The 16,580-nt window shown below is 60.5% G+C and carries 16 protein-coding genes and 1 riboswitch; of the genes, 7 read left to right on the forward strand and 9 right to left on the reverse strand.

The genetic code is table 11. The annotated features are described in order from the left end of the window. The first annotated feature begins 91 nt into the window (after window positions 1–91). A riboswitch (Glutamine riboswitch) is annotated at window positions 92–171 on the forward strand. 93 nt (window positions 172–264) lie between these two features. The 3 genes from NW806_RS02445 to NW806_RS02455 all read left to right on the forward strand — a co-directional run bounded on the left by NW806_RS02445 (window position 265) and on the right by NW806_RS02455 (window position 3,191). Continuing rightward, complete coding sequence (locus tag NW806_RS02445) at window positions 265–717, forward strand: DUF4278 domain-containing protein (protein ID WP_414409883.1); 453 nt, start codon at window positions 265–267, stop codon at window positions 715–717. Window positions 718–947: 230 nt separating this feature from the next. Beyond that, window positions 948–1,931: a methyltransferase domain-containing protein gene (locus NW806_RS02450; protein ID WP_414409884.1), complete on the forward strand. Its 984-nt coding sequence runs from the start codon at window positions 948–950 to the stop codon at window positions 1,929–1,931. A 15-nt stretch (window positions 1,932–1,946) separates the two neighbouring features. After that, window positions 1,947–3,191 (forward strand): FAD-dependent hydroxylase, encoded by a 1,245-nt coding sequence (locus tag NW806_RS02455; protein ID WP_414409885.1) that lies wholly within the window; start codon window positions 1,947–1,949, stop codon window positions 3,189–3,191. On the opposite strand, the gene NW806_RS02460 is transcribed toward NW806_RS02455, so the two are convergent. Together NW806_RS02460 and NW806_RS02465 are read right to left on the reverse strand one after the other, a co-directional pair. Then, on the reverse strand, window positions 3,161–3,379 hold the full coding sequence (locus NW806_RS02460; protein ID WP_414394663.1) for a hypothetical protein: 219 nt from the start codon (window positions 3,377–3,379) through the stop codon (window positions 3,161–3,163). The genes NW806_RS02455 and NW806_RS02460 overlap by 31 nt on opposite strands. A 500-nt stretch (window positions 3,380–3,879) precedes the next feature. Then, entirely contained in the window at window positions 3,880–4,185 is a 306-nt protein-coding gene (locus NW806_RS02465) for an AbrB family transcriptional regulator (RefSeq protein WP_414394661.1), read from the reverse strand. A gap of 429 nt (window positions 4,186–4,614) precedes the next feature. Between NW806_RS02465 and coaBC the strand changes: the two genes are divergently transcribed. Together coaBC and cax are read left to right on the forward strand one after the other, a co-directional pair. Further along, complete coding sequence (coaBC, locus tag NW806_RS02470) at window positions 4,615–5,844, forward strand: bifunctional phosphopantothenoylcysteine decarboxylase/phosphopantothenate--cysteine ligase CoaBC (protein WP_414409968.1); 1,230 nt, start codon at window positions 4,615–4,617, stop codon at window positions 5,842–5,844. A 227-nt stretch (window positions 5,845–6,071) separates the two neighbouring features. Further along, entirely contained in the window at window positions 6,072–7,259 is a 1,188-nt protein-coding gene (gene cax / locus NW806_RS02475) for a calcium/proton exchanger (protein WP_414409886.1), read from the forward strand. 57 nt (window positions 7,260–7,316) lie between these two features. On the opposite strand, the gene NW806_RS02480 is transcribed toward cax, so the two are convergent. The 4 genes from NW806_RS02480 to NW806_RS02495 form a co-directional block, all read right to left on the reverse strand. Continuing rightward, window positions 7,317–7,556, reverse strand: coding sequence for a DNA-directed RNA polymerase subunit omega (locus NW806_RS02480; RefSeq protein ID WP_414405696.1), 240 nt, complete (start codon window positions 7,554–7,556; stop codon window positions 7,317–7,319). Between the two features lie 73 nt (window positions 7,557–7,629). Continuing rightward, the gene (locus NW806_RS02485) at window positions 7,630–8,535 is read right to left on the reverse strand and encodes a cell division protein FtsX (RefSeq protein WP_414409887.1); all 906 of its coding nucleotides are present in this window, start codon (window positions 8,533–8,535) and stop codon (window positions 7,630–7,632) included. An 80-nt stretch (window positions 8,536–8,615) separates the two neighbouring features. Further along, the gene (locus NW806_RS02490; protein WP_414409888.1) at window positions 8,616–9,302 is read right to left on the reverse strand and encodes a cell division ATP-binding protein FtsE; all 687 of its coding nucleotides are present in this window, start codon (window positions 9,300–9,302) and stop codon (window positions 8,616–8,618) included. 309 nt (window positions 9,303–9,611) lie between these two features. Then, window positions 9,612–10,364, reverse strand: a complete 753-nt coding sequence (locus tag NW806_RS02495; RefSeq protein ID WP_414409889.1) for a WecB/TagA/CpsF family glycosyltransferase — start codon at window positions 10,362–10,364, stop codon at window positions 9,612–9,614. A 72-nt stretch (window positions 10,365–10,436) separates the two neighbouring features. Between NW806_RS02495 and NW806_RS02500 the strand changes: the two genes are divergently transcribed. Then, window positions 10,437–11,357, forward strand: a complete 921-nt coding sequence (locus NW806_RS02500; RefSeq protein WP_414409969.1) for an alpha/beta fold hydrolase — start codon at window positions 10,437–10,439, stop codon at window positions 11,355–11,357. Here the strand turns inward: NW806_RS02500 and NW806_RS02505 are convergent. Further along, entirely contained in the window at window positions 11,334–11,816 is a 483-nt protein-coding gene (locus tag NW806_RS02505; protein ID WP_414409890.1) for a pyridoxamine 5'-phosphate oxidase family protein, read from the reverse strand. The genes NW806_RS02500 and NW806_RS02505 overlap by 24 nt on opposite strands. 231 nt (window positions 11,817–12,047) lie before the next feature. On the opposite strand from NW806_RS02505, the gene NW806_RS02510 reads away from it, so the two are divergent. Beyond that, window positions 12,048–12,269 (forward strand): high light inducible protein, encoded by a 222-nt coding sequence (locus tag NW806_RS02510; RefSeq protein ID WP_414394644.1) that lies wholly within the window; start codon window positions 12,048–12,050, stop codon window positions 12,267–12,269. A 76-nt stretch (window positions 12,270–12,345) separates the two neighbouring features. On the opposite strand, the gene NW806_RS02515 is transcribed toward NW806_RS02510, so the two are convergent. Beyond that, window positions 12,346–14,361, reverse strand: coding sequence for a CHASE2 domain-containing protein (locus NW806_RS02515; protein WP_414409891.1), 2,016 nt, complete (start codon window positions 14,359–14,361; stop codon window positions 12,346–12,348). A 43-nt stretch (window positions 14,362–14,404) separates the two neighbouring features. After that, the gene (locus tag NW806_RS02520; RefSeq protein WP_414409892.1) at window positions 14,405–16,543 is read right to left on the reverse strand and encodes a polyribonucleotide nucleotidyltransferase; all 2,139 of its coding nucleotides are present in this window, start codon (window positions 16,541–16,543) and stop codon (window positions 14,405–14,407) included. Between the last annotated feature and the right edge of the window lie 37 nt (window positions 16,544–16,580).

The raw sequence follows: 16,580 nt of genomic DNA on the forward strand, positions 1-16,580 counted from the left end.
CAGGGGTAGCCCCGGGGGAGAGCGGCCAAAATTTTTGTTAAAGGTTACCTAGAAAACCTCAAAACCGTAGCTTATAATACGAAATGAAGACATCGTTCATCCTCTGGCGGGTTCAAGAGCAACCCCACAGCCAGAGGACGGAAGTAGGGAGCTATCCCGAAGGAACGCGCCTCAACCCCTGTAGCTGTTTGCAAAATATCCCAGCTCACCTCTCACCTTGGGAGGTGAAGGGGATACCAACAACTCTCAACTTTGGAGGCGAAGATGATGAAACTCTCTTACCGTGGTGTCGGTTACACCTTCTCACCGGCGACCGTGACCGTTTCCCCTGGCAAGGTGGGGGGCCGTTATCGAGGGCTGGACTGGCGGTTCCGCCACCTAACCAAGCCGCTGGTTTTGTCCACCAACTTGGACTTTCTCTACCGGGGAGTAGCCTATCGTCCCAAAGCTGCTGAGGCAGTGGCTCAAGAGATTCCAGCAGTAGCCTCCGAGGCGGCAGCAACCCCTGGCCGTTCCCACGTTTTGGATGAGCTAGCTCGTCGGCTGATGGCGGGCCACCAACGCGCTATTCGAATTCGGCAGCAGGCGATGCTGGTACGCGGTACAGAGCGGGTTGGCCTGCACACCAATGTGCGCAACTTCTGGAATCGTATCCAAGGGAAAGTGCATCCCACCTTCCGCTTGACTTACGACCGTACGCGAGTTAGCATGAGCTGACCTCCAAGCAAGTGCTTTGGGGGGATCCTCAAAGAGGCCCCTTGCAAGAAGCGCCAGAAGTCTTCCTGCTGCTAGCAGGGAGAAGGGCGCTGTTTTTTGTATCTCTCAGACTCGCGAGGAGGAGCCTAGTAACCTCCGCGGGGTCAAGAAAACTGGCTCTCCAAGGCTATAATGCCCTAGTGAGCTTTTGGGATTCTGTCTGTCTTAACTCGAGCAGCCTCTAGTTATTCATGCGCCCAATGCTTTGGATTTTGGCCCCAGTTTTGCTCCTAGGCGTAGGTCTAGCGGCCTACGTGCTGACTGCTCGCAAGTATCGCTCTCCTGAGTCGGTAGCCCGCGCCTACGACGAGTGGACGCGGGACGGGATCCTGGAGTTTTACTGGGGCGAACACATCCACCTGGGCCACTACGGATCCCCGCCGCGGCGGAAAAACTTCATCCAGGCTAAGCACGACTTTGTCCATGAGATGGTGCGCTGGGGCGGGCTGGATCGGCTGCCGTCGGGGTCAACAGTGCTGGATGTAGGCTGCGGCATTGGCGGCAGCTGCCGCATCTTGGCTCGCGACTATGGCTTTGTGGTAACCGGCATTACCATCAGTCCGCAGCAGGTGAAGCGGGCCCAAGAGCTCACCCCTCCTGATCTGCCTGTGCGGTTTCAGGTAGCCGACGCCCTCGACCTCCCCTTTCCCGACGCCAGCTTCGATGTCGTCTGGTCCATTGAGGCCGGCCCCCACATGCCAGACAAGGCCCGCTATGCTAGCGAGATGCTGCGGGTGCTCAAGCCAGGTGGCATTCTAGTGGTGGCAGACTGGAACCAGCGCGACGACCGCCAAAAGCCCCTCAACTTTTGGGAGCGCCTGGTGATGCGGCAGTTGCTGGACCAGTGGGCGCACCCCGCTTTTTCCAGCATCGAAGGCTTTGTGGAAGCGTTGGAAGCCACAGGGCTGGTAGAGGGGGGAGTGGAGACTGCTGACTGGACCCAAGAGACCCTTCCTTCTTGGTTAGATTCCATCTGGCAGGGGGTTGTCCGGCCGGAGGGGTTGCTAAAGTTTGGCTTGGTGGGCCTGATCAAGTCGCTGCGGGAGGTGCCCACTTTCTTACTCATGCACCTGGCCTTCAGTACCGGCCTCTGCCGCTTTGGCATGTTCCGAGCCGTGCGAGCGGCCACGCCAGCTAACTCGAGTTGCGTGGAGGCAGTGGCCTACAGCACCTGACTACCCAAGTGGGAAATGACAGCCCTTGCTTCCCCTTTAGATACCTTGGAAGCCTTCTACGATGTGGTGATTGTCGGCGGAGGCATCACGGGTCTAACCCTAGCCTGTGCCCTCCGAGCCTCCGGCCTGCGTTTAGCCCTCGTTGAGGCCCAGTCGTCTGAGGCTGTTCGGCAACGCCCCCTGGCCTACGCCCTTTCTCCCCTGTCAATCCGCATCTTCCGGTCAATTGGTGTGTGGGAGGCCCTAGCTCCCCACATTACCCCCTTTGCCCAAGTCATTTTGACAGATGCCGACGCTCCCCAGCGGGTGACGTTTAGACCGGAGGATGTGGGGGAAACAGCAGTTTTCTACTGCGGCGAACATGCCTGGCTGCAGCAGGTGCTCCAGGAGCAGGTGGCTGCCGATCCCTGCATTACCTGCTACTACGAAGCCAGGGTGGAGCGAGTTACCTACGGGAAAAGCGTGGCTGAGGTGGAGCTGACAACAGCCCAGGGTCAGCGCCGACTGGCGACCTCGCTGGTAGTAGCCGCCGATGGTCTGCGCTCCCAGGTGCGGCAGTGGGCAGGGATCCCAAGCGACGGCTGGGACTACTGGCAGTCGTGTATCACTGCCCTGGTGGCCCCTGCCCAAGACCACCAAAACATCGCCTACGAACGCTTTTGGCCTGCTGGGCCCTTTGCCATCCTGCCCTTGCCTGGCAATCGCTGCCAGGTAGTTTGGATCTTGCCCCATGAGCAGGCCAAAGCCACGCTGGCTCTTTCTCAGGCTGACTTCTTGGCCGAGATGCAGCGCTACTATGGTTCCCAGGGCGGCTGCCTGACCTTGCTGAACCCGCCTCAGCTCTTCCCCGCTCGTCTGCGCCAGAGTCGCCGCTACTATCAGCACCGCTTGGCCTTGGTGGGAGATGCGGCTCACCACTGCCATCCGGTGGCTGGCCAAGGGCTAAACCTCGGTATCCGCGATGCTGCCGCCCTGGCCCAAGTGTTGCTGGAGGCTCGCAGGCGGCAGGAGGATCTGGGGGATGTTAGAGTCCTGCGGCGCTACGGCCGCCGTCGCCGTTGGGAAAACTGGGTGGTGCTGCTCTTTACCGACCTGCTCACCCGCACCTTCTCCAACTCCTACTGGCCCGTAGTGGTTGGGCGGCGCTGGGTTCTCCAGGGGATGATAGTTTTCCCGCCACTGCGGCGCTTTCTGCTGCGCCTGATGACTGGCCTGTGGGGGAGTCCTCCCTATAACCCCAGCTCCTCCTTGGCTTTTTGAGCTGCCCAAAGCACCTCCGCATCCTCGACCTGCAACCGGTTGGGCTTGGCAATCTCAGCGTAGAACTTTTCGTCGTAGGGGCGGGTTCGCACCACCACCGGCATGGGTACAGCATGGCCAAGGATCAGGGGCTGCTGCTTCGAATCCAGCTTAACTAGCACCGTCTTCAGGTTCTGGTTGCCTGCCACTCGTGGGAGCACGGCCTTGACGACAGGACAAGTGCAGCTTGTAGGTGTCCTGCGGCTCAGGGCGAAAGCGCAGCTGACTAACCTGCTGCAGGGGCAGCCCTGGCTGCATCGGGATGGTGAGGGCAGAGTTGGTGCTGAAGCGCAAGAGCTCCTGCGGTTTAAGCAGCAGCTCGCTGCCCTACCCTACACGTCGAAAACGACCGCTGTCAGCGGCTCCAACTGAACCGTCAGCCGTTGTTCAAATTGCAGCCAAATGCGTCCTGCTGCCCAGGGGCTGGCTGAGAGGAGACCCACTGCAGCAACTCCCTTGGCAGTGACCCAACCTGCGGATCCGTTGCCCTCATGAACCCTCTACGCTGGAGCCCTCAACAATTGCAACTAGGGATCCTCAACAGATGTGAGGATCCCTTCTCTGCCTCAAGGAGGGGGAAGATTTCCCACCCACTGTACCTCCCTGAAACGCTGGCATAGAGAACCTCGACAAGGTAGGTGATGGGAAATCAGTCGACGCGCTCCAGCTTGATGTTGTGGTGGCCCAACTTGATCTCAAACTGATCTCCGGGCTTGAGTCCCATTTTCTTTGTATAGGCGGCCCCAATTAGGATGTTGCCGTTCTTATGAACCGAAACCCGGAAGGTAGGAGCGCGACCGCGGGAACCGTTCTCATCACTGGTACCGAGATCTACCCCAATAGCCTTGAGCAAGGCGTTGTTGAACTGCATCAGATTTACTCGCTCCTGCCCGTTCTTGGTATAGGTGACGTAACCGCAAGCGCGAGCTTTCTCCTTGGGATCTGCGTTTCCCATGGAGGTTACCTTGTCGAGGAGCTCTTGGCCAGTGAGTGGCTTCGGCTTTCCGGTCGTAGTCATATCAAGCGCGTTTAAGGACAACAGTTAGTGTAGCCAAAAACAAATAGCGATTGCAATAGAGTTGCCTTCAGCTCTTTCTTATCTTGTTAGACTTGTTAGAAGGGATAAGTTTGGCAACCGAGTAGGATCTAAGGAGGCGGGTGCGCAAAGCCGCAGTAGTGAATTCTGTCTAGGGGACGGAGCCTGTAGAGTTGGGTTGGACTTTTGCAAAGAGGGGTTCTCCGCAGGCAAGCCATAGGCTTGCAAGTGCTATTCTCAGCTAGGTCTACTGTCGGAGTACTAGCGCCTTTGGGCGAGGGATTTGTGTCGCTGGCAGGAGGCAAAAGTAGGGAAACTGGAAGCAAGGCTGTTTGAGTGTTCACTGATATGGATCTCTTTTGGTCGGGGCGGCGTCTTTTGGTTGGGGTGAGCGGGGGAATTGCAGCCTACAAAACGGCAGCCTTGGTGTCAGCTCTGGCGCAGCAGGGGGCAGAAGTAAGGGTGGTTTTAACCAGAGCCGCCGAGCAGTTTATCTCCCCGCTGACCTTTGCTACCCTGTCCCGTCAGCCAGTTTTTACGGATGCCGAGTTTTGGCAAGCTACGCGGGGGCGACCGCTGCACATCGAGCTGGGGGAATGGGCCGAGGCTCTCCTGATTGCGCCGCTTTCGGCCAACACCTTAGGCAAGCTAGCCCAGGGGCTGGCGGACAATTTGCTCACCAATGTGGTTTTGGCTTCCCGCTGTCCGGTGGCCTTGGCGCCGGCCATGAATACACACATGTGGAAGGCTGAGGCGGTGGCGGAGAATTGGCAGCGACTGCAACGGGATCCCCGCTTTTGGGCCTTGCCTACTGCCAGTGGCCGCCTGGCCTGCGATGCAGTGGGGGAAGGACGGATGCTGGAGCCGGAGGTGTTGCAGGAGTACGTGCGGGCTTTGTTTTGGACAGGGGGGAAAAAAGATTGGCAGGGCAAGCGGGTGTTGGTGACAGGGGGGGGTACACGGGAGCCCATTGACGCCGTGCGTTTCATCGGCAACCCGGCCAGTGGACGGATGGGGGTGGCGCTGGCGGTGGCTGCCGCCTGCCGAGGTGCCAAGGTTACCCTGGTGCATGGGCCACTGGGAATCCCCTTTGATCCAGCACCCTTCGCCATTCGGGCCATCCCTGTGCAGACAGCAGCCCAACTGGAGCAGGTTTTGCAGGCCGAGTTTCCCCAGGCCGATCTCCTGTGGATGGCAGCAGCGGTGGGGGATGTGCGACCTGTGCAGACCTACACGGGCAAGCTGGCTAAGACTGAGCTGCCGTCGCTACTGCCTTTGGAACCCGTTCCTGATCTGGTGGCAGCTTTGGCCCGCCAGCGACGTCCCGGCCAGCGCCTGATTGGCTTTGCTGCCCAGAGCGGGGATCCCCTCCCCCTAGCCCGCAAGAAGCTCCAGCAAAAAGGGCTAGACGCCATCGTAGCCAACCCCATTGACCAGCCGGAGAGCGGCTTTGGCAGCAGCCACAACCAAGGCTATTGGATCCCGCGTCAGGGAGATCCCGAGCGGCTCCCCCTGGCTCCCAAGGCTACCCTGGCCCATCGGCTGCTGGATCTGGCCCTGCAACTGGACCTAAGCTGAAAGCTACCTCTGGCACTCCTCGTTTTGAAAGGCTGGAGAGAGCTCCTGGCAGGGGAAGCTCAGCAGCCCCTATTCAAGCCTCCCCAGCAACGGCTAGACTGCTTCGGGAGATGTCCAGACGGTGGCTCTTGCTTTGGGCAGTCCTATTTTCCGCAAAGTCTCAAAGCTGCAGCGGCAGCCGCTTTATCTGAAAATGGAACTAGCTATTGGTCTTCATCTTTGGAGCTATGACTCTGGCGGATGCAAATTTCCCGGCTCGTTCTGCAGCAGGTTGGCAGAAAGTCCTAAACGTCTTGCCGTTTCTGCTGCTGGCGGGGGTTCCCCTCTCCTGGATAGGCCACCTTCGGGGTTGGGATCCCAACCTAATCTTCCTCTGCGCCGCTTTGGCAGTGGTGGCTTTGGCCAAGTTTACTGGCCAGGCCACAGAAGAGATTGCTGCCTTGACGGGGCCGACGATTGGGGGGCTGGTCAACGCCACCTTTGGCAATGCCACCGAGCTCATCCTCGGCCTGGTGGCCCTGCGGGCTGGCCTAGTGGAGGTGGTCAAGGCTTCCATCACTGGCGCCATCATCAGCAACCTGCTCCTGGTGGCTGGCTTGGCCATGCTTCTGGGCGGGATCAAGTTTCGCGAGCAGAGCTTTCGGCCTGAGGTAGCGCGCATGAACGCCTCAGTAATGAACCTGGCGGTGGTGGCGCTGATCCTACCCAGCGTGGTTACCTATGCCGATGCCAATTTGGGCGAGATCTCGATTCAGGAGCTCTCGACGGCAGTGGCTCTGGTGTTGCTAGTCGTCTACGGTCTCACCTTGCTCTTTTCCCTCAAAACCCACAGTTACCTCTACAGCATTCACGAAGCTGAAGCCGCAGAAGAGGAAGCTGCTGCCCGTCTTGCCCCCAATCCGGTTCCGCAGGCAGAGGGATCCATCCCCCAGATCTTGACGGCCTCGTCGGAGCAAAGTCGGCTGTGGCCCTGGGTGCTCGCTCTTTTGGGGCTAACAGTGCTAGTGGCCCTTGAGTCGGAGTTGCTGGTGGATACCCTAGAGACCGCCCTCGAGCAGTTGCAAGTCACGCCTCTGTTTATGGGGGTGATCCTGCTGCCAATCATCGGCAATGCGGCCGAACACGCGACGGCAATCACAGTGGCCTTGAAAAACAAGATGGATCTCTCCTTCTCGGTGGCCCTGGGCTCGACGATGCAGATTGCCCTGTTCGTGGCTCCTCTCTTGGTGCTGGCCGGTAGCCTCCTCGGCCAACCGATGAACTTTAACTTCGGGCCAGTGGAGTTGGTGGCAATTGCCGTCTCCGTGCTGCTGGTTAACTCCGTTACCAGCGACGGGCGTTCCAATTGGTTGGAGGGGCTTTTGCTCTTGGCCACCTATGCCATTCTTGGGATTGCCTTTTTCTTCTTGGAGTAACTGCGCCTGCCTACGGACAAAAAACCCTCTCTCCCGCTCAAGGGGTTGGGCCGACTTCTACTCATCGCCAATGATTTCTGGCTGGGTCAGCTCATCCGACATCTCGAGGATGGCGCGGCGAATGGGCTTCATCCAGCCTTCTTCGACATCGTCGGGATCCTCATAGCGGCGACGCTTGGCACGATTAGCCACCTGCACGGTAATGCGATAGCGATTTTTGGAAGCGTTAATCAATGCCTCTACCCGACGCATGAGCTCGTCGTTGTCAATGGCCAAGTGAGGGTTGCGGGACACCATAGTTGGAGTCTTCCTGTTCCTGAGTAAATCGTAGCGTAAGGGGGCCGAGTAGACTGGCACAGAAGTCCCAAGCTTAGAACCCGCGACCTGCTGACTTGTGCACTGCAATGAGGCTGCTGCTGGTGCCTAGGGAAATTCCCATCCCCAACAGCAAAAGCGGCAAGAACCAAGCCTTCAGGGGATCCGAACCTGCCTGGAACCCTTTGATCAAGGGCAGGGCAATGAGCTGCTCCAGTGCCTCCTGCAGCAACTGCCGGGATCCCAGAACCAAGCCCCAAGCCCCCAGGGCACTGATCAACCCAAACAGGCAGCCCTGCAAAACAAAGGGCAGGTAGATCCAGGCTGCCGTTGCCCCCACCAGCTGCATCACCTCAATCTCCCGCCGCCGGGCGATGACGACAAGGCGAATGGTAGTAGTGGTTACAGCCACCGCGGCCAGGGTCAGCACCCCAAGGACGCCCAGGGATCCCAGCCGCAGCAGCTCCTGAAGCTGGGCCAGTTCCTCCACAACACGGCTGCCGTAGTATACCTCGTCCACCCCTTCCAGGCGACGGATCTGCTCAGCCACTTGAGCCAGGGTTGCGGCAGAATCCGCCTTGACCCGCAGGGTATCTACGAGGGGGTTTTCTCCCAACTGGGTTTCCAGGGCCGCCTCCTCTTGGATCCCCATCTCCAGCAAAAGGTCGCGCCAGGCCTGCTCTTTGGTGATCACCCTCACCGCTTCTACATGAGGCAGTTGGGCAATTTGCGGCTCCAGCTCCACCCCTCGGCGCCCCGGCTCCAGATAAACGGAGATCTCCAGTTGTCCTCCCAGGGAGCGCACCGCCGCCTCCACGCCCCAAGACAGCTCCACGCCGATCCCGACCAAAAACAGCAACACCAGCAGGGTGCTGATAGCAGCCCAGTTCAGCCAGCCTCCCCGCCGCAACCCCAAAAGGGTCTCCTGCAGGAGATAGCGAATCTTATAGAGAAATGGCATGCTGCCTACCGCCACCTGAACCCAGCTTGGGATTCCAGCCCTCTGGAGCGCCGCCTTGCGTTGGGAATCCCGGCAGCTCCTCAGCCCATATCATACAGACGTCCTCCTTCTATGCGCACCACCCGGTGGCCGGCCCGCTCCACAAGATAGGGGTCGTGGCTGGTCATGATGACAGTCACCCCAAAAGAATTGAGCCGCTCCAAAATCTGAAGGACCAACAGCGAGTTTTCCGGATCCAGGTTGCCCGTTGGCTCGTCTGCTAGCAGCAGCACCGGCAGGTTGACAATGGCACGGGCCAGGCTGAGGCGCTGCTGTTCTCCCCCTGAAAGTTCGTGGGGAAAGCGATCCTCCTTGTCAGCCAGCCCCACCATCTTCAGGGTTGGCCCGAGGCGGCGGCGAATTTCTGCTGGGGAGAGCCCTTGGGCGCGCAGGACAAAGGCCACGTTTTCCGCTAGAGTGCGATTGGCCAACAGGCGATAGTCTTGAAAGACCACTCCCAAACGCCGCCGCAACATCGCCAGGGGACGGGAGGAAATCCGGTAGGGCCGCTGCCGACCTTCCGAAGAAAACAGGCACACCCCATCCACCATCACCGTGCCTTTGGTGGCCTGTTCAGCCCCGTAGAGCAGCCGCAGGAGGGTGGATTTGCCCGCTCCCGAGGCCCCCGTTAGGAAGACAAACTCGCCGCGGCGCACCTCCCAGTCTACCTCCCGCAAGATCCACTCGCCGTTGGGAAAGACTTTGCTCACACCCCGCAGCAACACCATGCTCTCGGAGCCGCTTGGCAGGGATCGCGGGCGAGGTTGAAGGCCTAAGTCCGTTAAAGCTGGAAGAGAGAGGCTTGGGCTTGGATTGGCCAAGTAGCAAGAAGCATAGCCAACGGGCTGACCAGCCATATGGAAAAACGCGGCGCACAGATCCCCAAACTTAGCCGTGGCAAGGAGCGCCACCCTCTACAACCCTGGCCTGCAAGCGAGCCACTGCTTCTTCCGGGAGCCGTTTGCCCTGCTTGTGCCAGCGGAGCGGCGTCCTTAGAGCTCCCGGCTTTAGCCGTAGGGTAGTTTACAGCAAAGCACCTACAAGGAGGAAGCCGGAGAGGAGGAAGACCACAGCACTTGCCAGGCAAACCTGGGCAGAGCCAGCATGCGTCGCCAGCGCCAGGGTTCCTGATAGAGACGATACAGCCATTCCAGGTGATGGTCGCGCCACCAGCGGGGGGCCCGTCGTTTTTGCCCAGCCCAAATGTCGAAGCTGCCGCCCACTCCCATCCAGATGGCTTGGGGCAACAGAGCTCGCCAGCGAGCAATCCACAGCTCTTGGCGCGGGGAGCCCAGCCCTACCCACACCAGTTGCGGCTGAAAAGCCTGGAGAGCTGGCAGCAGGTTTTCCTCCTCAGCGGGGGAGAAGTAGCCGTGGTGGCCCCAGATGGCCAAGGAAGAAAAGCGGGCTTGCCAATGCTGAATCGCGGCCCGGTTGACCTCCGGCTTCCCCCCCACCAAAGCCAGGCGCCACCCCCGCGCGGCTGCCTTCGAGATTAGGGCTTCGGCCAGCTCGATCCCTGGCACCCGCTGGACGCGGATCCCCTGCCGCCGCAACGCCCACACTACCCCAATGCCGTCTGGGATCACCAGCTCGGCCTCCTGCAGCACTTGGGCAAAGGCTGGATCCCGCTGCGCCTGCACGATCATCTCCGGGTTGCAGGTAACCACCTGGGCGCCCAGACCCTGGCTGATGCGCGCTTCAATCCAGGCAGCGTAGCTCTGCAGGTGGGCTTCCGGCAGGGTAAGGTGCAGGTTGACGCCCAAGAGGGGGCAGGTGACCAGCGACATGCCACGAGGGGGGAGAGGACTTGCTTCCCAATTCAAATTGTGCCAGCAAAAAAGAGCGCCATCCTAATCCCCATGCTCCCCGAACAGCCTTCTCCAAGCGGTGTTGCTCCTTGCGAGGGGCGCTGGCTCTGGCGGGGCCAGTCCATCCGCTACCAGCAGGCGGGATCTGCTGGCCCAGCGGTGGTGCTCATCCACGGTTTTGGCGCCAGCAGCGACCACTGGCGGAAGAATTTGCCGGAGCTGGGGCGGCACTGCCGCGTGTACGCCCTTGATCTCCTGGGATTTGGGGGATCCGCCAAGCCCTTGCCCGGATCCCCGCTCCCCTACACCTTCGAAACCTGGGGTGCCCAGGTGGCCGATTTTGGGCGGGAGGTGGTGGGGGAGCCGGCTTATCTGGTGGGCAACTCCATTGGCTGCATTGTGGCCTTGCAGGCGGCTGTTTTGGAGCCAGCCCAGGTCTTGGGAGTGGCGATGTTGGATCCCTCGCTGCGGCTGCTGCACGAGCGCAAGCGACACCAGCTCCCCTGGCTGCGCCGCTGGACTGCTTCTCTGCTGCAGTTCCTGCTGGGGTGGCCCCCCTTTGGGCGGTTTTTCTTTGCCCAGCTAGCTCAGCCCCGGGCCATTCGCCAGATCCTCCTCCAAGCCTATGGGCGCAAGGAGGCAGTTACGGAGGATCTAGTGCAGCTTTTGCTGCAACCGGCTCTCGACCCAGGGGCGGCAGAGGTCTTCTTGGCTTTTGTCCGCTACTCCCAGGGGCCCTTGGCCGAAGATCTCCTGCGGCAGGTCACCTGCCCCGTCCTCATCCTCTGGGGGGAGGCAGATCCCTGGGAGCCCATTGCCCTAGGGCGGGCCCTGGCCGAGTTTCCCTGCGTGGTGGGGTTTATCCCCCTGCCGGGGGTGGGCCACTGCCCCCAAGATGAGGCGCCGGAGCTAGTCAACCCCCTGCTCCTGGCCTGGATCCGGGATCCCCTACGCACGCCCTGGGTGCTCTAGGTGATCCAAGTTGGGTCCACTCAGCCGGAAGGCCTGGCCAAACCCCTGGATGAAGCTGCCCCCAGTGGGGGTGATCTGACAGAAGTGGAAGTCCGCTAGCCCCAGGATTATCTCGGCAATCTCGTACTTGGAGCGGTAGAGGGCCTCGAACCCCTGGACTTGGGCCTCCTCGCGGCTGAGGAACTGGGCTGTTCCACTGACCATTAGCCGCGGCAAGGCGTGGTTGCTGCGCGGATCCCCTGCCGTGGGCGGCTCGTGGATGAGCAGGCCGACCCGCGGATCCTCCCGCAGGGCCTGAGTGTGGGGGGAAAGGTCGCTAATGACGATGGCAAAACGCAGGGGATCCCACTGCACCACAAACGGCACCAGCGACACCGCCGGCGCTCCCCGCTCCAGCACTGCCAGACTGGCTACTGGCTGGGTCTCCAGCAGTGCTCGCAACTTTTCCTGGGCTGACATGGCTGCTCCCATAGCCGCTGCTATTATCCCTAACCTGGCTTGGCTTGAGAAGAGTGGGATGTAGTCTTCGGGTTGCAGGGGAGCGGGAGGGAGCAAAATCCCGCGTCTCAGTCACCGAGCTCGCACCTCTTCACGAAAGCCACAACCCTGCTTACCCAGCTTTCTCAACAAAACTTTACAATCCTCCATAGAGCAGGCTACACTCCATAAAGAAGGGATAAGGAGAACTCCATGAGCAGATATCGCTCCGTGGTTGTCGAAGACGGTGGCCGCCTCAACAACTACGCCATTGAGCCAGAGATGTACGTAGATCCCGTTCCACGGGTGGGCTTTACCGAGTATGCGGAGCGCTTGAACGGGCGCTTGGCGATGATTGGCTTTGTGGCGCTGATTTTGTTTGAAGCGCTGTCCGGCACCACCCTCATCGGCTGGCTACAGGCCTTGGGTCGCTAGGAGAAGGGAAGGCAGGCGGGAGCTTGTAGGGAGCAAGAGGCTTGCCGAAGAGCTTCCCTTGCCTTCCTGACTGTAGCTAGGGACCAGGCATCTCCCAGCGTAGCTCTACATGGGTGTAGCCTTCCGGGGTTTGGGTGCGGTGCCAAGAGCCCTTGGGTAGGTAGCGGGCAATGGTATTCATGGCCTTGCTGCCGTAGCCGCCGCCCGGGGTAGGGGCGTACTCTATGCCGTCGTTGATAATTGACAGACAGCAGAGGCGATCCCTTTGAACCAGCGACACCTTGACGAAGGAAGCGTTGCCCTTGGGAGGCTGGACATGGGCAATGACGTTGCCAATGGCCTCCCGCAAAAAGCGCAAGATGTCCTCCCGCTGGTCAAACCACTCACTGGTATTGGGCTCCGCTAAGGGCTGTAGGTGGCGCTCCACAGGTAAAGTCAGGCTGCCCGTTTGGATAAGCTCGTCCAGGTAGGTGTCGATGCCCCGGTGCAGCCCTTCCCGCAAGCTAGGGGAAATGTGCAGCTTGGTGGCCAGGGTGCGCACGTCGTTGAGCTGGGCGCGAATGCCCCGCCCAATTTGCTCCAGTTGCTCCAGCAGACGATCGTAAATAGCCGGATCGGGAGCCCTGCCCTGCTGCTGTTGCCATTGCAAGCTCTCCAGCTCGTCCATGACCACCTTCAGCTCCTGCAGCTCGCGATCGTGAATGTCGGTGGCTACCCGGTAAAGGAGCTTACGGGCTTGGTCAATGGCTGCCTCCTGCTCAGCCCGGCGCAGGCGCTCCAACTCCTGCTGTTGAGCCAAAAGCCGCTGGTGGTTTTCCAAGATCACCAGGGTCAGCAGCAAGCTCACCCCCGTCAGGCCAACGGCCAAAGCTGGCAAGGTCAGCGGCCAAATCCAACGCCCCAGCAAGAATTGGGCCACAGTCCAGCCCTCGTAAACGGCTAGCCCTAGCAGCGACAAGAGGAGAGAGCGCGCCTGTTTCCAGCGGTTTTCGCGCGAAGAGGAGCGATAGCGCACCAAGAGCAGGCCCGTTGCCACGCCTAGGAGGAAGACAACTCCCGCTGCTAGCTCCGCCGGCAGGGATCGGTACACCTGGCCAGTGAGCAGGCTGGACAGGATTTGCGCCTGGAGTTCTACTGCCGCAATCTGGGATCCGTCCGCTGTCCGCACGGGAAAGGTCTCGGGGTAGCCGCCCACAAAGCCGACCAGAACAATCTTGTCCCGCAGTTGACGAGCTACCTCGGGCTTGAGGGGAGGGATCCCTTCATGAGCGCCGCAAGTCTGGCCGAGGTTGAGCTGGAGGGGCGGACAAACCTGTTCGATAGGGAGGATGGGAATGGAGTGTTGGGCGCCGAGAGGGTTGAATTGCACCGGCCGGAAGCCCCGCTCGCGCAGCCAGCGGCTGGCCCGCTCTGGATCGTACTTGGCAAAAGCCAAGGCCTCCACCGAGGCAAACATCTGCTCCTTTTGGCTGTCGCGGCGCAGGTAGAGCCCTCGCAACTGGGCCTGGCGCAGGATCCCAGCCCCATCCAGGCGGTGTTGCACCACTCCCTGAACATGTTCTGGTGCTACCAAATACTCCAGCCGTAGGGAGGAAAAAGGCAAGAAGTGGTTGTAGATGGTGATCTCAGGGCGGCCAAAGCTCTCACTGCTGCGGGTAGCCAGAACTACGCGATCTGGGTAGCGCTGGACTACCTGACGCAGGGGAGCATCCAGATCCTCGTCACCCAGCGTCTGGGGCACCACAAAGCTACTGGGCAGATTCAGCACCACCACCCTGGCTTCTGCTTCTTCCAGTAAGCGCAGGGTCAGGGCAGCGTAGTTGGAGCGCTCCAGGAGAAAGTCAACATGGGGATGAGGCTTGCTCTCTCCACTTTCCCCCTGTCCTTCGAGGCGGCCATCGATGCCAACGATTGCCACCTCCGGGGAAGGCTGCTGGGGGCCGCGCAGGGCATAGAGCCATTCTTGGGCATCGCTCTCAAGCCGCACCAGCAAGGGGTGCTGAGCGGAAAGGTTGAGCAAGGCAGCCCACCCCAGCCCCCAAGCCAAGGCCCAGCCCACTTCGCCGCGGGAGGCAGCTAGTTGAGCGAGCAAGCCAGAACCTTGGCCGCTACGGGACTGGGGAGAAACCCTAGCCTCAACGGCGGTGGCTGCGCACCCGCGCCGCTTCCTCAGGGCTAATGCCAAGCCGAGTGAGGTTGACCCGGCCCTTGTGATCAATGCTGCGAACCTTGACCACCACTTCGTCCTCCACGGCAACTTCATCTTCTACTCGGGTGACACGGTACTCCGCCAGCTGCGAGATGTGGATCATGCCCTCCTTACCGGGCAGGAACTCCACAAAAGCGCCAATGGGGAGGATGCGGGTCACCCGGCCCAGGTAAACTTGCCCCTCCTCCACTCGCCGCACCAGGTTTTCAATCATCGCCCGCGCCGCTTCGGCCTGTCCGCTGACGGTGGAAGACACTGTGATCGTGCCGTCGTCGCTAATGTCTACCTTGGCTCCTGTGGCTTCAGTAATGCTGCGCACCATCTTGCCGCCAGGGCCGATGATCTTGCCGATGTCTTCTGGATCCACCTTGAAGGTGAGCAGACGGGGAGCCGTTTTGGCCAACTGCGGCCGGGGGGCAGGAATGACCTCCAGCATCTTGTCGAGGATGGAGTCGCGCCCAGCCTTGGCTTGCAGGAGAGCCTTCTCGAGGATGTCAACAGTGATGCCGGTAATTTTCATGTCCATTTGCAAGGCGGTGATCCCTGCCCGCGTGCCGGCCACCTTGAAGTCCATGTCGCCCAAAAAGTCCTCGATCCCTTGGATGTCCGTGAGGATGCGCACCTCATCCCCTTCTTTGATGAGGCCCATGGCCACGCCGCTGACCGGTGCCTTGATCGGCACCCCGGCATCCATCAAAGACAGGGTAGAGCCGCAGACCGAAGCCATTGAGGTGGAGCCATTGGAAGAGAGCACCTCCGAGACCACCCGCACCACGTAGGGAAACTCCTCCTCCTTGGGCAACACGGGCACCAGGGCCCGCTCCGCCAGCGCCCCATGGCCAATCTCCCGCCGCCCTGGCGAACGAGAGGGCCGCACCTCTCCCACGGAAAAGCCAGGGAAGTTGTAGTGGTGCATGTAGCGCTTTTCGTCTACGGGGTGGAGGTCGTCCAACTCCTGGGCATCGCCAGGGGTGCCAAGAGTGGTAATGGAAAGAACCTGAGTGAGGCCGCGGTTGAACAGAGCACTGCCGTGGACTCGCGGGATCAAGCCCACTCGGCAAGAGACTGGTCGCACCTCATCCAGCTTGCGCCCATCTACCCGCACCCCCTCTTCCAGGATCTGTCGGCGCATCAGCTTCTTGAGGAGAGCCTTGAACTGGTTGTCCAACTCCTTGGGGTTTTCCAGCAGGTAAAGCCGCAAGGGATCCCCCTCTGGCCGTTCTTGGATTTGGGCCGCCAGCTTGGCCTTGATGGCCTCCAGTTGCTGCTCGCGGCTGGTCTTGTCCAAAAACTGCTTGAGGACAGCGCGAATCTCCTCCTGGGCCTGTTCTGCTACGAAGGCAACCAGCTCCTCATTGACGGGGGGTGGAGGTAGCTCTACACGAGGGATGTTGAGATCGGCAAAGACTTGCTGTTGAGCTTTGAGGAGCTCCTGAACAGCCTCGAATCCAAACTCGATAGCCTCGACCATGTCCTTTTCCGGCAGCTGCTTGGCGCCTGCCTCGACCATGATCACGCCGTCGGCGCAGCCAGCTACCACCAGATCCAGGTCGCCAGCCTCGATTTCGGCGTAGGTGGGGTTGAGGATAAACTCATCTTGAAGTAAGCCCACCCGCACCGCTGCCACCGGGCCGTTGAAGGGAATGCGGGCGCCGTGGAGGGCCAGCGAGGCTCCTAAGATGCACAGCACGTCAGGGGGCACCTTGTCGTCCACAGAGAGGGTAGTGGCTACAATTTGTACGTCATCCCGCAGCCACTCCGGGAACAAGGGCCGCAGGGGTCGGTCGATGAGACGCGAGATCAGAGTAGCCCGCTCCGGGGGCCGACCCTCGCGCCGCAGATAGCTCCCTGGGATCCGACCGGCAGCGTAGAGGCGCTCCTCGTAGTCCACCAGCAACGGCAAAAAGTCAGCCCCCTCGCGATTTGCCTGGCGGGTAGCCGTGACCAAGACGGAAGTTTCCCCACAGGTTAACCAGACTCCACAGCCTGCCTGGGGGGCCATCAAGCCAATATTGATGTCAATTTCCCGTCCGTAAAAGGAAATCGACCGAGTATATTCTGCCATGTAACGCTTTGCCTTCCTTTTTTCCTTGCCGCTATCG

The organism is Synechococcus sp. W65.1, assembly GCF_047461615.1.
Classification (GTDB): Bacteria; Cyanobacteriota; Cyanobacteriia; order Thermostichales; family Thermostichaceae; genus Thermostichus.

Excerpts from the sequence above, each read along its gene's own strand:
- coaBC (WP_414409968.1), top strand. The coding sequence starts at position 4,615 with ATGGATCTCTTTTGGTCGGGGCGGCGTCTTTTGGTTGGGGTGAGCGGG.
- NW806_RS02455 (WP_414409885.1), top strand. The coding sequence starts at position 1,947 with ATGACAGCCCTTGCTTCCCCTTTAGATACCTTGGAAGCCTTCTACGAT.
- NW806_RS02520 (WP_414409892.1), bottom strand. The coding sequence starts at position 16,543 with ATGGCAGAATATACTCGGTCGATTTCCTTTTACGGACGGGAAATTGAC.
- NW806_RS02495 (WP_414409889.1), bottom strand. The coding sequence starts at position 10,364 with ATGTCGCTGGTCACCTGCCCCCTCTTGGGCGTCAACCTGCACCTTACC.
- NW806_RS02500 (WP_414409969.1), top strand. The coding sequence starts at position 10,437 with ATGCTCCCCGAACAGCCTTCTCCAAGCGGTGTTGCTCCTTGCGAGGGG.
- NW806_RS02445 (WP_414409883.1), top strand. The coding sequence starts at position 265 with ATGATGAAACTCTCTTACCGTGGTGTCGGTTACACCTTCTCACCGGCG.
- NW806_RS02510 (WP_414394644.1), top strand. The coding sequence starts at position 12,048 with ATGAGCAGATATCGCTCCGTGGTTGTCGAAGACGGTGGCCGCCTCAAC.
- NW806_RS02505 (WP_414409890.1), bottom strand. The coding sequence starts at position 11,816 with ATGTCAGCCCAGGAAAAGTTGCGAGCACTGCTGGAGACCCAGCCAGTA.
- NW806_RS02490 (WP_414409888.1), bottom strand. The coding sequence starts at position 9,302 with ATGGTGTTGCTGCGGGGTGTGAGCAAAGTCTTTCCCAACGGCGAGTGG.
- NW806_RS02485 (WP_414409887.1), bottom strand. The coding sequence starts at position 8,535 with ATGCCATTTCTCTATAAGATTCGCTATCTCCTGCAGGAGACCCTTTTG.
- NW806_RS02465 (WP_414394661.1), bottom strand. The coding sequence starts at position 4,185 with ATGGGAAACGCAGATCCCAAGGAGAAAGCTCGCGCTTGCGGTTACGTC.
- NW806_RS02450 (WP_414409884.1), top strand. The coding sequence starts at position 948 with ATGCGCCCAATGCTTTGGATTTTGGCCCCAGTTTTGCTCCTAGGCGTA.
- NW806_RS02480 (WP_414405696.1), bottom strand. The coding sequence starts at position 7,556 with ATGGTGTCCCGCAACCCTCACTTGGCCATTGACAACGACGAGCTCATG.
- cax (WP_414409886.1), top strand. The coding sequence starts at position 6,072 with ATGACTCTGGCGGATGCAAATTTCCCGGCTCGTTCTGCAGCAGGTTGG.